At 70.7% G+C, this 14616-nt stretch carries 13 protein-coding genes; 9 read left to right on the top strand and 4 right to left on the bottom strand.

Translation table 11 applies throughout. From position 1 onward, the window contains the following. The first annotated feature begins 244 nt into the window (after positions 1-244). The gene (locus ACTIGN_RS32830; RefSeq protein WP_439631947.1) at positions 245-838 is read left to right on the top strand and encodes a CDP-alcohol phosphatidyltransferase family protein; all 594 of its coding nucleotides are present in this window, start codon (positions 245-247) and stop codon (positions 836-838) included. 118 nt (positions 839-956) lie between these two features. Here ACTIGN_RS32830 and hemG read toward each other — a convergent pair whose 3' ends face one another. Together hemG and ACTIGN_RS32820 are read right to left on the bottom strand one after the other, a co-directional pair. Next, positions 957-2366 (bottom strand): protoporphyrinogen oxidase, encoded by a 1410-nt coding sequence (gene hemG / locus ACTIGN_RS32825; RefSeq protein WP_439631945.1) that lies wholly within the window; start codon positions 2364-2366, stop codon positions 957-959. 142 nt (positions 2367-2508) lie between these two features. Then, positions 2509-3447: a UDP-glucuronic acid decarboxylase family protein gene (locus ACTIGN_RS32820; protein ID WP_439631943.1), complete on the bottom strand. Its 939-nt coding sequence runs from the start codon at positions 3445-3447 to the stop codon at positions 2509-2511. Between the two features lie 234 nt (positions 3448-3681). Here ACTIGN_RS32820 and ACTIGN_RS32815 point away from each other — a divergent pair, with 234 nt between their 5' ends. The 4 genes from ACTIGN_RS32815 to ACTIGN_RS32800 all read left to right on the top strand — a co-directional run bounded on the left by ACTIGN_RS32815 (position 3682) and on the right by ACTIGN_RS32800 (position 7220). Continuing rightward, positions 3682-4707: a hypothetical protein gene (locus ACTIGN_RS32815; protein ID WP_439631941.1), complete on the top strand. Its 1026-nt coding sequence runs from the start codon at positions 3682-3684 to the stop codon at positions 4705-4707. A gap of 130 nt (positions 4708-4837) precedes the next feature. Beyond that, a complete protein-coding gene (cysC, locus tag ACTIGN_RS32810) occupies positions 4838-5530 on the top strand; it encodes an adenylyl-sulfate kinase (protein ID WP_439631939.1) in 693 nt (230 codons plus the stop codon). Between the two features lie 234 nt (positions 5531-5764). After that, positions 5765-6808, top strand: coding sequence for a DUF1559 domain-containing protein (locus ACTIGN_RS32805; RefSeq protein WP_439631937.1), 1044 nt, complete (start codon positions 5765-5767; stop codon positions 6806-6808). A gap of 28 nt (positions 6809-6836) precedes the next feature. Beyond that, positions 6837-7220, top strand: a complete 384-nt coding sequence (locus ACTIGN_RS32800; RefSeq protein ID WP_439631935.1) for a hypothetical protein — start codon at positions 6837-6839, stop codon at positions 7218-7220. 77 nt (positions 7221-7297) lie between these two features. On the opposite strand, the gene ACTIGN_RS32795 is transcribed toward ACTIGN_RS32800, so the two are convergent. Beyond that, positions 7298-9535, bottom strand: a complete 2238-nt coding sequence (locus tag ACTIGN_RS32795) for a DUF1549 domain-containing protein (RefSeq protein WP_439631933.1) — start codon at positions 9533-9535, stop codon at positions 7298-7300. Positions 9536-9899: 364 nt separating this feature from the next. On the opposite strand from ACTIGN_RS32795, the gene ACTIGN_RS32790 reads away from it, so the two are divergent. Beyond that, complete coding sequence (locus ACTIGN_RS32790) at positions 9900-10292, top strand: response regulator (RefSeq protein ID WP_439631931.1); 393 nt, start codon at positions 9900-9902, stop codon at positions 10290-10292. Positions 10293-10361: 69 nt separating this feature from the next. Here ACTIGN_RS32790 and ACTIGN_RS32785 read toward each other — a convergent pair whose 3' ends face one another. Continuing rightward, complete coding sequence (locus ACTIGN_RS32785; protein WP_439631929.1) at positions 10362-11180, bottom strand: hypothetical protein; 819 nt, start codon at positions 11178-11180, stop codon at positions 10362-10364. A 170-nt stretch (positions 11181-11350) separates the two neighbouring features. Here ACTIGN_RS32785 and ACTIGN_RS32780 point away from each other — a divergent pair, with 170 nt between their 5' ends. The 3 genes from ACTIGN_RS32780 (at position 11351) to ACTIGN_RS32770 (ending at position 14607) form a co-directional block, all read left to right on the top strand. Further along, a complete protein-coding gene (locus tag ACTIGN_RS32780; protein WP_439631927.1) occupies positions 11351-13552 on the top strand; it encodes a spermidine synthase in 2202 nt (733 codons plus the stop codon). Between the two features lie 142 nt (positions 13553-13694). Further along, on the top strand, positions 13695-13925 hold the full coding sequence (locus ACTIGN_RS32775; RefSeq protein ID WP_439631925.1) for a TraR/DksA C4-type zinc finger protein: 231 nt from the start codon (positions 13695-13697) through the stop codon (positions 13923-13925). A gap of 118 nt (positions 13926-14043) precedes the next feature. After that, positions 14044-14607, top strand: a complete 564-nt coding sequence (locus tag ACTIGN_RS32770; protein WP_439631923.1) for a Uma2 family endonuclease — start codon at positions 14044-14046, stop codon at positions 14605-14607. Positions 14608-14616 lie beyond the last annotated feature (9 nt).

Below are 14616 nucleotides of genomic sequence, written 5' to 3'. Positions count from 1 at the left end.
TAGGGGCCGCCCTCCGTGGCGGCCCGCGTGAGGCGAACGATTCAACACAGCATTCTGTCCTCTGTCGCCGAAGGCGTCGGTCCTCTGTCGCCGAAGGCGTCTGCCGTCTGCGGCCGAAGGCCTCTGCGGCCGAAGGCCTCTGTCCCCTGAGCAGGTTCCGCCGGCCCCACTGCCGTTTCCCGCCGCGTTCGCACAATGAACGGGTACGCCGTACCGTCCGCCGTTGCGTTGTGCGAACCCCGACATGACCGTGCCGCCGCCAGAACTCCCGCACGACCCGCTCCTCAACGTGCCGAACGCGTTGTCGCTCGCCCGCATCCCGCTGGCCGTGGTCGTGTTCACCTGCACGGTCCACGCCGCGTGGTTCGCCGCGCTCGCCACGTTCGCCGTCGCGTGCGTCACCGACTGGCTCGACGGGTGGTGGGCGCGGCGGTACGGCCCGCTGTCGCTCATCGGCCGGGCCCTCGACCCGCTCACCGACAAGGTGCTCGTGTGCGGCGCGTTCGTGTACCTGATCCCGGTCCCGCTGTCCGGCATCGTCCCGTGGATGGTGGTCGTCGTCGTGAGCCGCGAGCTGGTCGTCACCGGGGTCCGCGGGATCGTCGAGGCGACCGGGCAGAAGTTCGGGGCCGACTGGTTCGGCAAGCTGAAGATGGGGCTCCAGTGCGCGGTGCTGATCGGCGTGTACCTGATCCTCGGGCTGCGGGGGTGCGCCGGAGCGGCCGGCGCGCTGGCGGTGCTGGAGCCGGTGCAGGACGCGCTGGTGTGGGCGATGCTCCTGGCGACGATCGGCAGCGGCCTGCAGTACCTCGTGAAGGCCGTACGGCTGCTGAAGTGACGCCGGGGGCGGTGGATCGGTAGCCGCGACCGAGGAGGGCCGATCTGGTCCGAGCCCGAGCGCCGAGCGAGGGTTCACGCTCACCCCTCGCTCGGTGCTCGGGCTCGGACCAGAACCGCTACCGCGACGCGAGCAGATACCCCGCGACCCGCCCCGCGACGAGCTCGCCCTGCTCGGCGCAGTCCCCCATCGCGACGCCGCGGTAGGCGTTCCCCGTGACGAACAGCCCCGGGTGCGCCGCGGCCGCGGCCTCGATCGCCGCGACGCGGTCGAGGTGCCCGACGTTGTACTGCGGGATCGCCCGGGGCCACCGCACGATCCGCCGGAACACCGGCTCCCCGCGGACCCCCATCGCCAGCTTCATTTCTTCGTGGACCGCACGCGACAGCCGCTCGTCGTCCCACTCGGCCGCGTCGCCGCGGGCCACGCCCCCGCACAGCGCCCGCCACAGCACGCACCCCGGCGGGGCGCGGTCCGGGAAGATCGCCGAGCACCACTGGACCCCGAGCACGTCGCGGCGGGTGCGCTGCGGGGCGATGTACCCGAACCCGTCGGGCGACCACGCGCAGTCGGTCTGGCGGTAGCCCAGCGCGACGACGGCGATGCGGTTGTAGGCGATCCCCGCGGCGAGATCGGCGAGGTGTGGGTCGAGATCGGCGACGACAGCCGCTTGCTCGTAGGCCGGGCACGCCAGCACGACCGCGTCGGCCGCCACCGGGCCGGCGTCGGTCTCGACGCGCCACGAACCTCCGGTCGCTGACGCTCCCGGCTCGCCACGGCGGATCGACGTCACCCGCACGCCGGTGCGGATCGCGTCGCCGAGGTGCGCCGCGAGCGCGTCGACGAGCGTACCGAGCCCCTCGCGGAACGACCACATCCGCATCGGGCCGGGGGGCGGCTCGCCGCGGGCCAGGGCGTCGCGCTTCCGCTGCTTCGCGGCCCGGAAGAACCCGCGGACGATGCTCCCGGCCTCGCGCTCCATCTTGGGCAGCCGCGGGAACGCCGCCGCGACGCTCAGCGCGGCCGGGTCGCCGGCCTGGATGCCGGTGACGAGCGCGTCGGCGAACACGTCGGCCGCTTCCCTCCCGGCGCGCCGCGTGACGAACGCTGCGACGGACTCGTCCCCCTTCGGGGGCCGGCTGCGCCGCAGCGGCTCGGTGAACAGGTCCCACTTGCCGCGGGGCGAGAGCAGGTCGGACGTGAGGAGCCCGAGTGGGCCGCCGGGCATCTTGCGGAGCGCGCCGCGGAGGAACAGGTAGCGGTTCTTGCGGCTCCCCTCGCTGGCGGCGACGAGGCGGTCGGCGAGCCCCAGGTCGCGAACGAGGTTCGGCACCGACGGGGTGCGGTCGAGGAACCCGTTCGGGCCGTGCTCGACGCGGAACCCGTCGCGGTCCTCGGTGCGGACGTTCCCGCCGGCCCGGTCCCCGGGCTCCAGGACCGTGACTGCGACCCCAGGGGCCAGTTGCCGGAGGCGGAACGCGACCGACAGCCCGGTCAGCCCCCCGCCGACGATCGCGACGTGTGCCATCTGTGGTCGGCCCCAACGAACTAATTTAGCGCCAGGTCTGGTTGCTTCGGTCTGGTCCGAGCCCGGGCGCCGAGCGAGGGGCGAGCGTGAACCCTCGCTCGGCGCTCGGGCTCGGACCGAAAGACTCGGCACGGGGCGGCCGTTACCCCTTCTTTACCTTCGCGCGGAAGTAGTCCATCGTGCGCTTGAGCCCCTCGGCGCGGCCCACCTTGGGCTCCCACCCGAGCAGCGAGCGGGCGCGGGTGATGTCCGGTTGCCGCACCTTCGGGTCGTCCTGCGGGAGCGGGTGGAACACGATCCGGCTGTCGGCCCCGGCCAGTGCCTTCACCTCGTCGGCGAACTGGAGGATGGTGATCTCCGCGGGGTTCCCGATGTTGACCGGGTTCGGGTCGTCGGTAGCCAGGAGGCGGACCACGCCCTCGACGAGGTCCGAGACGTACTGGAAGCTGCGGGTCTGCTTGCCGTCGCCGTACACGGTGATCGGCTGGCCGGTGAGCGCCTGGTACATGAAGTTCGGCAGCACCCGGCCGTCGTTGAGCCGCATCCGCTCGCCGTAGGTGTTGAAGATGCGGACGATGTGCGTGTTCACGTTGTGGACGCGGTGGTACGCCATGGTCATCGACTCGGAGAACCGCTTGGCCTCGTCGTACACGCCGCGGACCCCGACCGGGTTCACGTTCCCCCAGTAGTTCTCGCGCTGCGGGTGCTCGAGCGGGTCGCCGTACACCTCGCTGGTGCTGGCGAGCAGGTACCGCGCGCCGTGCGCCTTCGCGAGCCCCAGCGCGTTGTGCGTGCCGAGCGACCCGACCTTGAGCGTCTGGATCGGGTGCTCCAGGTAGTCCACCGGGCTCGCCGGGCTGGCGAAGTGGAGCACGTTGTCGACCCGCTCCTTCACCTTGAGGGGGTTGGAGATGTCGTGCCCGATGAGCTTGAACTTCGGGTTCCCGAGCAGGTGGGCGATGTTCTCGGGGGTGCCGGTGATGAAGTTGTCGACCGCGACGACCTCGTGCCCCTCGGCGAGGAACCGGTCGCACAGGTGCGACCCGATGAACCCGGCCCCACCGGTGATTAGTGTGCGCAAGCGTGGCTCCTGCCGGGTAACGTGATCTGTGGCAATGGAGATGGGATACCGAACTCGGTGCCGGTCGGCGAGTCGCGGCACGCGCACCCTGTTGGGGGCCGCAAGTCCCCCGCTCGCCCTCATCCATCCAGAGTCACCCCCGCGGCAGTGCCCTTGGCGCGGGCGGAACCCCAGGGTATGGGGGCGATCGGCCGCGCCGACGCGCGGACCCGCCCAACGGCTCGAGGGTCACGGATGACCACCCACCGCCGGCCGCTCCTGCTCTCCGCCGCAGCGGCCGCGCTGGTCTGCCCGGCCTGCCTGTTCATCCCCGCGCAGTCGACGCCCATCACGTCGCCCGAGGTGCGCGAGAGGATCGCCGCCGAGGCGAAGCGGGCCACCGAGACGCCCCGCAAGGACGTGTTCGGCGAGTTGCCGTCGCGGCCCGGCGAGACCGTCGCCGCGCGCTCGGCCCCGAAGACCAGCGCGCCGGTCGCTTACGCTCCCAGTTCGCCGGGTTTCGCCCCGGCGGCCCCGAGCCTGCCGGGCGACCTCCAGCCCGTTTCGCTGTACCCCGTGCTGCCCAGCGTCACCCCCCCGCCGGCCTTCACGCCGGGCCGGGAGTCGCCGCTGCTCGAAGCGGTGAAGGCCTACGCCGAGGGGAAGCCGACCCGGGCCATTGAGATCCTCAAGTCGCTCGACGGCCCGAACCAGGAGTTCGTCCTCGCCGTCGTGCCGATCCTCCAGCGGGGGGCCACCGCCGACCTCGCCGCCGACCCGGCCGCCGTCGCCGCGCTCGTCGACCAACTGGAGGCGATCGCCGCCCGGCTCGGGGCGCGGGCCGCGCTCAAGATCGAGAACCTCGCGTTCTGCACCAAGGTCGCGGGGTTCGGCCGGTACGACCCGCGGCCCGAGGGGCAGCCGTACCACCCGAACGATCAGGCCCAACTCTACCTGGAGGTCGAGAACCTCGTGAGCCAGCCGGCCGCCGGGCCGCACGGCGAGACGCACGTGACGCACGCGAAGGTCGCCGTCGAGATCAAGGACGCGCACGGGGTACTCGTGAAGCAGGCCGACCCCGAGGACTGGCGGCGGCGGGTGGAGGTCGCGAAGTTCGAGAAGAAGCTGCCCAGCCGCGGCCCGGTCCGCGACTTCCACGTCCTGTACCCGTTCGCGGTGCCGACGGCCCCGGGCGTGTACACGGTCTCCGTCGAGGTCCGCGACCCGTCCGGCCGCAAGGCCCGCAGCGCCCCCAAGGAGTTCCGGGTCACCGGCCCCTAGGAAGTGGGGAGTGCGGAACGCGGAGTGCGGAATCGAAGAGCCGGTCGGCTGCGAGTCGCGCACCCCGAGTTCGGTAGACTAGCACTTCGGATTCCGAATTCCGCACTCCGCGTTCCGCACTGGTGCAGGCATGTCCGAGGCCCGATCTCCGCAGGTTTTCTACCACGCCGGCACCGTCTCGCACGCCGACCGCCGGGCGGTCCTGAAGCAGAGCGGCGCGACGCTGTGGTTCACCGGCCTGTCCGGGTCCGGGAAGAGCACGCTCGCGGTCGCGCTGGAGCGTGCGCTCGTCGCCGGCGGCCACGCGGCCTACGTCCTCGACGGGGACAACGTCCGGTTCGGGCTCAACGCCGGGCCGATGATCCTCGCGGACACCCGGGGGTACGCCGAGCAAGAAGCGAAGCGGTTCGGGCTCGGGTTCAGTGCCGCCGACCGGGTCGAGAACGTGCGCCGCATCGGCGAGGTCGCGAAGCTGTTCGCCGACGCCGGCCTGCTGGCGCTCACGAGCTTCGTCAGCCCGTACCGCGCCGACCGCGACGCGGTCCGCGCGATCCACTCGCAGAACAAATCGGGTGCCCTGCCGTTCATCGAGGTGTACGTGAGCACCCCGATCGAGTGCTGCGAACAGCGCGACCCGAAGGGGCTGTACAAGCAGGCCCGCGAGGCGGTCGCGGCGGGGAAGGGGATGGGGTTCACCGGCATCGACGACCCGTACGAGCCGCCGGCCGCCCCCGAACTGACGTTCGACGCCTCGAAGCAACCCGTCGAGGCCGGCGTCGCCATCGTGTTGGACTACCTCGTCGAGAAGAAACTCATCGGGTGACCCAACCGTCCGGCGTTCGCCGCGAGACGTAGCAGTCGATCACACGTCACACCCGGGCCGTCGCACACGCCGTCACGGCCCTTAATTCCCCACGACGCAAATCTCGCCCCCACTTTAGCTTACCGGAATTCCGCCGGCCGCGTGTCCAATGCGCAGCTCGCGCGTCGAAGTCTCCTGGTGGCGATTCCTCCCCACCGCCAGTCGTTCGCCCACCTTTCATTACGAGGTCGATTCATGGTCCACAGGACTGGACCGGGAGCGTCCCGGCACGCGTTCACGTTGATTGAACTGCTCGTGGTGATCGCCATCATTGCCATTCTGATCGGCCTGTTGCTGCCGGCGGTCCAGAAGGTCCGCGAGGCCGCCGCACGCATGAAGTGCCAGAACAACCTGAAGCAACTCGGCCTCGCGCTGCACAACTACCACGGGCGAATGAACCGGTTCCCGCCCGGGTGCGCCGACGACCAGGCCCCGTTCGGCACTCGCTCGAGCCCGACGCCCGGCGCGGGCATCTTCGGCAGTTCCTGGATCCCGTACATCTTGTCGGACATCGAGCAGGGCGCGATCGGCGACAAGTGGGTGTACTCCTACGGCTCCGGCCGGGCCGACGGCGGCAACTCCACGCTCGTGAACAACGCCACGATCACCACGCTCCTGTGCCCGTCGACCACCCTGCCCCTGTGGGAGACCCTCCCGGGCGGGCCGGGGAAGCGGATCGTGGCGAGCTACACTGCGGTCGCCGGGTCGAACAGTTGGGCCGGGTACACCGAGGGCCGCATCAGCAACCTGACCGGCACGACCGGGTGCTGCAACAGCGGCGTCCACAGCGCCGGCGGGGTGCTGTTCGCCAATGCCCAGGTCACCATCGGCGCGATCACCGACGGGACGAGCAACACCATCGTGATCGGCGAGGTCAGCGACTACATGACCCTCACCAACGGCACCAAACTCGACGCCCGGTCGGCCGCGGACCACGGGTTCACGATGGGCACCGACATGCTCGTGCAACCGGGCCAGAGCGGGTTCAACGGCCGCGCCTACAACACGAACACGGTCCGGTACAAGTTGAACCAGAAGACGGGGTGGGCGGCCGACGACTGCAACACCGGCGTCTGCAGCCGGGCGGCCCACAACACCCCGCTCAACTCCCCGCACACCGGCGGCGTGAACGTGGCGTTCGCCGACGGGTCGGTCCGGTTCCTGACCGACGCCACCCCGCTCGACACGCTCGGCCAACTCGCCACCCGCGACGACGGTCAAGTCTCCACCACCCCCTGACGCGCCCCGAGACGAGGAGGACATACAAATGCGAGTTGCAGCAGTGGCGCTCGGGGCGCTGGTCGCCCTCTCGGGGTGCGGGCCGGACCCGGCGACGGTCCCGCAGGACGTCGAGGGGACGGTTACCCTCGACAAGAAGAACGCCCCCGACGGGAAGGTGTACTTCGTCTCGGCGAGCGGGGAGCCCCCGGTGGTAACCGAGGTGCGGGACGGGGCGTTCACGCTGAAGGCGAAGCCCGGGAAGTACCGGGTCGAGGTGCGGATGTTCCGGGACCGGCCCGACTGGCCGGGCGAGCCGCACGACAAGCAGATCAACGTGGTCCCCGCCCGGTTCAGTTCCGAGTCGAAGCTCACCACCGAAGTGAGGGCCGATCAGCCAAACACGCCGGCCTTCGCGCTCGAATCCCGGTGACCGGATTCGAGTTCAAGGTTCAAGGTTGCGAGCCGCACGGACTTCAACCTTGGACCCGGAACCTTGAACAGCCGCAGTCACCGGTTGAACAGGAACTCCTTGCTGTTCATCACGGCCCAGAACAGGTCGCGGTACACCTCGTCGCGGGGCGCGTCCTTCAGCAGATCCTTCACCTTGGCGCGCTCGGCGGGGGTCGGGGTGCGGGCCAGCGCCCGCAGGAACAGCGCGTCCATGAGCTTGTCGTCGTCCTTCTCGGCCGCGAGGTGCTTCGCGAGCCAGCCGCCGCCGGCCGCCACCTTGTTCGCGACCGTCTCGCCGACGATCAGGTGCAGCACGCTCGGGAGCGACACGTCGCTGGCGCGTTCGCACGCACACGCCGTCACCCGCTCGCTGCGGCCGAACGTGCGCAGGAAGTACGACGCGGTGCCGGGGTCGGGCACCTGCACGGCCCGGAGGCCGAGCGGGTACCCGTCGAACTTGTCGGGCACCGCGGTCGCGTCGCAGATCGCGTCGAGCATCACCTCGGCCGGGAGCCGCCGGGCGTAGTAGTGCGAGTAGAACCGGGCGTCGGTCGCGTTGCCCCCGCGGGTCGCGCTCGAGAGCTGGTAGGTCCGCGAGTTCAGCACCGCCCGCATCAGCGCCCGCAGGTCGTACCTCGAGTCGAGGAACTCCTTCTTCAGCGCCGCCCACAGGGCCGGGTTCGTCGGCGGGTTCGTGGCCCGCAGGTCGTCCACCGGCTCGACCAGGCCGACGTCGAGGTAGTGCCGCCACACGCGGTTCACCATCGCGCCGGTGAAGTACTCGTTCGCGGGGTCCGTCACCCACTTGGCGAGCACCTCGCGGGGGTCGTCGGTCGGCTTCACGTCGTTGGGGGTGCGGTCGAGCGGCTGCGGCTTCATGAACATGCCGGTCCGCGGCTGGCTCACGCCCACAGGGCTCTTGTTCTGGTTCTGGTCCGGGTGGCTGACGCTCAACTTCGTCGCGCCGCTCTTGGCGTCCTTGCGGTCCAGCTTCACCCGGCTGAAGTACGCCGCGAAGTGGTAGAAGTCGTCCTGCGTGTGCCGCTCCAGCGGGTGGTTGTGGCACTTGGCGCACCCGATGCGGATGCCGAGGAACGACTGCGCGACCGACTCCGGCGCGTCGGACCGGTCGGCGTGCCGCTGCTCGCCGACGGTGACGACGTAGTACCCCACCGCCGGGCTCTCGGAGTTCGAGCCGCTCGCGGTGAGCACGTCGCGGGCGAGTTCGTTCCACGGCCGGTTCGCCGCGACCTGCTGCCGCAGCCACTCGTGGAACTGCCGCACCCCCTTTGTCCCGCGGACGTCGTGGTCGCGCTCCTTGCGGTTCTGGAATAGGTCGCCGAGTTGCAGCGCCCAGTAGTCGGTGAACTCGGGCCGTGCCAGGACCGCATCGACCAGCTTCGCGCGCTTCATGGGGGTCTTGTCGGCCACGAACGCCGTGACCTCCTCGGCGGTCGGGAGGATGCCGGCGGCGTCGAGGAACAGGCGGCGGACGAACTCCTCGTCGGAGCACAGGTCCGACGGCTCGATGCGAAGTTCCTTGAGCTTCGCGAACACGTGCGTGTCCACGAAGTTGTTGCCGCCCTCGTACCGCTTCGGGTCCACCTGCCGGTCGTAGGGCATGCTGAACACGGTGACGGCGACTTCCGTGAGGAACATCGCCCGCACCGCACTCGCGCCGTTGCGGACCGCCCTAGCCTTGCCGCCCGGCGACACCTGGAGGAACGCGGCGTCGTTCGAGTCGAACTTGGTGAGCCAGGTGACGTCGCGCTTCGAGCCGTCGGCGAACGTGGCGGTGGCGACCAGTTGCACCTCCTCGCCCGGCTTCAGCACCGCGGCCGCGGGGGTGAGTTCGAGCTTGCTGATCTTCACCTCGTCCTTGGCCGGGCCGGGGTAACCCGCACCGATCCAGGCGAGGAGCAGTTCGTACTCGCGGCCCCCCGGGGCGAACAGCTTGCCGCCCTCGTGCGGCGAATCCGCGATCGCCTTGCGGAGCAGGAGGCTCGCCGCGGGGACGGTGCGGTCGATGCGGCGGCCGTCGAACTCGCGGGTGATCCACTTGTAGTCCTGCTCCGGGGCGAACCCGCGGAGCGACAGGCGGAACCCGTTCTGGCCCTGGCCCTTGCCGTGGCACGCGCCCTGGTTGCACCCGGCCTTCGTCAGCAGCGGCATGATTTCCGTCGTGAACGACGGGGCGGCCGCAGGCGAGCCGGGAGCGTGAGCGACTGGAGCTTGTGCGAGCGAGGGCGACTGGAACGCGAGCGCGAGGACGCAGGCGGCGGCGAACCGGGGCATGAGGTGGCTCACGGAGGGACGCAGCGGGACGGCACACGGGCCGCGGGGGGCGGGAGGACCAACAAACATGAGTTTAAGGCCGCGGCGGGTGCCAAGCAAGCGCAAAGGCGGGCCGCCGATCACGGTCGCCGGCGATCCGCTGACGGCCTGTTAATCTTTATCGAGTCTGAGGCTCCCGGCTCGGCGGTAACCTCCGGTGCCACCATTCTGTCAGTTGAATTCTCAGTCTTTGAACTGATAATCGGTGATCAACCCCCAGCCACCGGGTTGTATCCTCAGTCGCGGCGGTTGCCCGCGGTCGCCCCGCGTACTAGCTCACATGATCCGCCCGACCGGCGGTCCGTGATCGCCTACACGGTGCGCGATGTCCCCAGCCATACCCGAGCGAGCGAGCCCCGCGACCGTCCTGGTCGTGGACGACGAGGCCGCCGTGCGCGACTTCGTCCGCCTCGCCCTCGTCCACTCGGGGTATGCGGTCCGGGTAGCTGCCGACGCCCGCGACGCCCTCAACGTGTTCGCGGCTCATCCGGGCACGTTCGCCCTCGTGATCACCGACGTCCTGATGCCCGGCCGCACAGGCGCCGAGCTGGCCGAAGACATCCGGGCCGCCGCGCCGGGGGTGCCGGTCGTGTTCATGTCGGGGTACTCGGGCGGCACGTCGCGGCAGCCGGTCACCCTGCCGCCGGGCGCGGTCGTCCTCGACAAGCCGTTCAGCGTCGAGAAGCTCGTCCGGACCGTGAGGCGGTTCGTGGGGTAGTGGCGCGTCGTCCCGGATCTGTTGGGTTCGTCTGGGTCCGCCACGGTTCCGGTTCCATCAGACTTGGTATCACTTCTTGCCCGCGAGGACCTTGTCGAGGGCCAGCTTGATCTCGCGGGTGCCGGCGGCCTTCACGACCGCGGCGTTGGCCTTCTCCAACAGGTCGCTCTCGAGGTCCGGCTTCACCACCTTCACCAGTCGCAGGAGCGCCTCGCCGACCGACTTCGCGGCCTCGCCGTCGAGCCCCGCCGTGTGGTCGACGATCAGCTCGTCGTAGTACAGTTGGGCCTCGGTGGCCCTCACCTGGAGGGTGACCTCCGGGATCGGGAACAGCGCGCCCTTCTTGTACTCGGTGCGGGTCGCGACCGCCACCTTGAGGGCGAGCGCCGCGGCGCAGTGCGCCCGGGTCTCGCCGCCGTAGAGCCGCCGGTCGTTGAGCCACAACTGCTGCTCCACCTTCACGTCGACCCGCTCGCACGCGACGGCGACGGTCGCGAGCACCTTCCCGTCCTCGGGGTACGTCAGCTCGGTGATCGCGACGCTGAGCTTCGCCGGGTCCGGGACGCGGACCTCGACCCGCCGCCACAGGCCGTCGTTGTGGAACTCCTGGACCGGCTCGGTCCAGAACCGCAGCCCCTCGCGGCGGCGGTGGACGACGGTGACGGCCTTCTGGCGGCCCCAGTTCTGGTTCGACGTGGTGAGCGGATCCGGGAGCTTCTTGACGAGCGCCTCGCGGACCAACTTCGCGACGAACTCGGCCTCCGGCGGCACCGGCTTCGGCGGCTTCGGGGCCGGCTTCGCGACGGGCGAGGGGGCGCTGGGCGGTGCGGCACCTGCGGCGCACGCGGCCAGGGACAGCGCAAGGGCAAGTGCGGCGACGGGCTTCACGGCCACCTCTTTGGTGCGGAGCGGGGCGGTCGCGGGTGTACCTTTGGGCGGGAGAAAGAGCAACGGCGGTTGGGGCGGGCGGTCCGGGCATGTCGTGGGAGTGCCGACCCGATACGATCTGCTCTGGGGCGGCCGTCACCCGGCCCCCGCCACGCCCACAGGACCGGACCATGAGCACGAACTCGCCGCGGTCGCAGAGCACGGAAATTTTCATCGTGTCGGTGGCGTCGCTGTTCATCGAGCTGCTGCTCATCCGGTGGATCGGCACCGAGGTGCGGATCTTCGCCTACCTGCAGAACACGATCCTGGTAGTGTGCTTCCTCGGCCTCGGGGTGGGGTGCTGGACGTGCCGGCAGCCGGTGAAGTTGGGGGACATCCTCCTGCCCCTACTGGTGCTGTTCGGCGTCCTGGTCCCGATCAGCTGGTTCTCGCTCGGGAACCAACTGTCGCTGCTGCTCAACTCGTTCGGCGACATCCTCCTGTTCACGGAGACGGTCACCACCAGCCCGCTCCAGACGGTGTCGTACCTGCTCCTGGGCCTGGTGTTCACGTTCGTGCTGCTGGCCCTGGTCTGGGATCTGTTCCTGCCGTTCGGGCGGCTCCTCGGGCGGCTGCTGGTGGACCACCCGCACACGATCGCCGCGTACTCGTGGAACGTGGGGGGCAGCCTGGTGGGGGTGTGGCTGTTCGTGGCGCTGAGCGCGTCCCACCTGCCGCCGGCCGCGTGGGCGGCCGCCGTCGCGGCCCTCCTGTTCGCGCTGGCCCCCCGGCTGGGTCCGGTCCGCCGGCGGGACGCGCTCGGGGTCGCCGCCCTGGTCCCGCTGGCGGCGCTGGCCGGGTGGGAGCCGGGGGCGGTGGAGGTGACGTGGTCGCCGTACCAAAAGCTGGCCCTCAAGGCGGTGCCGGCGGGCCGGAACCCCATCGAGGCGTACGACATCTCGGTCAACAGCTCGGGCGGGTTCCAGACGATGCTTGACTACCGGCCCGAGGCGGTCGCCGCGCACCCGGAGCGGTACCCGGCGGCGACCCGGGGGGGCACCCAGTACGACCTCCCGGCGGTGCTCCACCCGGCCCCGCGGAAGGTGCTCATCCTCGGGGCCGGGTCCGGGAACGGGACGGCGGCGGCGCTCCGCAACGGGGTCGGGCACGTGACGGCGGTGGACATCGACCCGGTGATCATCGACTACGGCCGGCGGTTCCACCCCGAGCGGCCGTACCTGGCCCCGAACGTGACGGTGGTGTGCGACGACGCCCGCGCGTTCCTGGCCAACGCGGCCGAGAAGTACGACGTGATCGCCTACGAGTTCCTGGACGCGCACGCGACGACCAGCATGACGAACACGCGTCTGGACCACTACGTCTACACCCGCGAGAGCTTCGCCCGCGCCCGCGAGTTGCTCGCCGACGGCGGCCTCGTCGTGGTCCGGTTCGGGTACGAGCGGCCCTTCATTGTCGACCGCATGGCGCGCGTGCTGGGCGAGGTGTTCGCCGCGCCGCCGCTCGTGTTCGGGGTCCAGTCGCCGGTCGCCGGCCTCGACGGGCTGATCATGGTGGCGGGGGACACCGCGGCCGCCCGCCGGCAGGTCGCGGCCCGCCCGGCCCTCGCGGAGCAGGTCGCGGCGTGGGAGGCCGCCCCGCCCCTCGCCCTTTCCGGCACCACCCCGATCACGACCGACGACTGGCCGTACCTGTACCTGGAGCGGCCGCAGATCCCGCCCCTGTACCTTACCCTCGGGGGCCTGCTGGTGCTGCTGTTCGTCCGCGGGGCGCGGAATCTTCCGCCGGGCTCCCTGCCCCGCCCGGCCGGCACCCTGCCGTGGCACTTCTTCCTGCTCGGCGCCGCGTTCATGCTCCTGGAGACCCAGAACGTGAGCAAGGCGGCCGTGGCGCTCGGGAGCACCTGGTTGGTGAACGCGGTCATTATCTCGGCCGTACTCGTCCTCATCCTATTGGCAAACCTGCTGGCCGCGGCGTGGCCGTCGCTGCCCCTCACGCCGGTCTACGTCCTGCTGTGCGCGGCGTGCGTCGGGCTGTACTTCGTCGACGTGTCGCGGTTCGCCGGCCTGCCGTTCGCGCATCGCGCCCTGGTGGTCGGCGCGCTGACCAGCCTGCCGATGCTGTTCAGCGGCGTGGTCTTCATCCGGTCGTTCGCCGCCGCGCCGGACAAGGGCGCCTGCCTCGGCTACAACCTGCTTGGCGCGCTCGCCGGCGGCCTGACGCAGTCCGTCACCTTCGTCACCGGCATCCAGGCGCTGCTGCTCGTCGTCGGGGCGCTGTACCTCGGCGCGTTCCTGACGGCCCCGCGGGGCCGTCGGGCGGGCGGCGGGCCGCCGGCGGCCGATGCGAGTGCCGCGGGTGCCGCGCAAATTTGAGTCCCCCCACAACGGACACGCCCCCGCGTGACTTGGTTCGATCGGTGGTTTTTGAGGCGATTTCGGGCCAAAACCGCCCCGCGGCCGCGTCATGCAGGGTGGGAGGGGAACCGCCCCTCCCGACCCCGTGGAGGGCCGAACGATGGTGGAGCCGATTCCGTGTGCGCGGTGCCGGGCCGAGATCCCGGTCGAGCGGCTGGAGGCGCTGCCCGAGACGATCGTGTGCGTGCGGTGCGCCCAGGCGATGGGCGGGTCCGAGTTCCGGATCGAGGTGGTGGCCGAGAAGACGAGCAAGGAGGGGAGCCTGAAGAAGAACTACGGCGGGTACAGCACGCGGAAGGTCCGTAAGCCGATCCGCCGCCCCGGCGAGTGACGCGACGGGTGGGCCGGGCGGGGCTCCGCGCCCCGCCCGGCTGCGATGGCGGGGGCTAGGTGCGGCGGGTACGATGTCGGGGCGGCCGACGACCAGGTCGGTCGAACAGGAGGGTGCGATGAGTACGGCCACCACCGCGGCGCTACTGACGGCCGACGAGTTCCTCCGCCTCCACGGCGGGGAAACGTGCGTGGAACTGGTCCGGGGTCACGTCGTAAGGTGTTCCGTGCGCGGTGCCACGCACGGTTACGTCTGCAACAACGCGACCGCAATGCTCCACCACTTCGCCCGCGAGCACGGCCTCGGCCAGGTGTTCTCGAACGACACCTTCACCCGCACCCGTCTGAAGGAAACCGCGGACTCCGTGCGCGGGCCGGACGTGGCGTTCGTGAGCTACGCCCGGATGCCGAAGGGGCCGATCCCCGACGGCCCGCTCCCGTGCGCCCCGGACCTCGTGGTCGAGGTCCGCTCGCCGTCCGACCGCATCCCGCACCTCAGCGCGAAGGCCAGCGAGTACCTCGACGCCGGCGTCACCGTTGTGCTGGTCCTCGACCCCGAGACCGAGTCGCTGGCGGTGTTCCGCGAGAACGAGTTCCCGGTCCGCATGCACAACGGCGACGAACTCGCCCTCCCCGACGTTTTCCCCGGCTTCGCGGTCGCGGTGAAGGCGTTCTTCGAGTAAGGCGACCGT

Origin of the sequence: Gemmata sp., assembly GCF_051859125.1 — a bacterium.
GTDB lineage: Bacteria > Planctomycetota > Planctomycetia > Gemmatales > Gemmataceae > Gemmata.
Note: the sequence above shows the minus strand (reverse complement) of the source record. Positions and strands in the feature narration are given on the sequence as shown.

Coding starts and splice junctions, on each gene's coding strand:
- ACTIGN_RS32780 (WP_439631927.1), top strand. CDS start 11,351: ATGAGCACGAACTCGCCGCGGTCGCAGAGCACGGAAATTTTCATCGTG.
- ACTIGN_RS32830 (WP_439631947.1), top strand. CDS start 245: ATGACCGTGCCGCCGCCAGAACTCCCGCACGACCCGCTCCTCAACGTG.
- ACTIGN_RS32790 (WP_439631931.1), top strand. CDS start 9,900: ATGTCCCCAGCCATACCCGAGCGAGCGAGCCCCGCGACCGTCCTGGTC.
- cysC (WP_439631939.1), top strand. CDS start 4,838: ATGTCCGAGGCCCGATCTCCGCAGGTTTTCTACCACGCCGGCACCGTC.
- ACTIGN_RS32815 (WP_439631941.1), top strand. CDS start 3,682: ATGACCACCCACCGCCGGCCGCTCCTGCTCTCCGCCGCAGCGGCCGCG.
- ACTIGN_RS32805 (WP_439631937.1), top strand. CDS start 5,765: ATGGTCCACAGGACTGGACCGGGAGCGTCCCGGCACGCGTTCACGTTG.
- ACTIGN_RS32775 (WP_439631925.1), top strand. CDS start 13,695: ATGGTGGAGCCGATTCCGTGTGCGCGGTGCCGGGCCGAGATCCCGGTC.
- ACTIGN_RS32770 (WP_439631923.1), top strand. CDS start 14,044: ATGAGTACGGCCACCACCGCGGCGCTACTGACGGCCGACGAGTTCCTC.
- ACTIGN_RS32795 (WP_439631933.1), bottom strand. CDS start 9,535: ATGCCCCGGTTCGCCGCCGCCTGCGTCCTCGCGCTCGCGTTCCAGTCG.
- hemG (WP_439631945.1), bottom strand. CDS start 2,366: ATGGCACACGTCGCGATCGTCGGCGGGGGGCTGACCGGGCTGTCGGTC.
- ACTIGN_RS32800 (WP_439631935.1), top strand. CDS start 6,837: ATGCGAGTTGCAGCAGTGGCGCTCGGGGCGCTGGTCGCCCTCTCGGGG.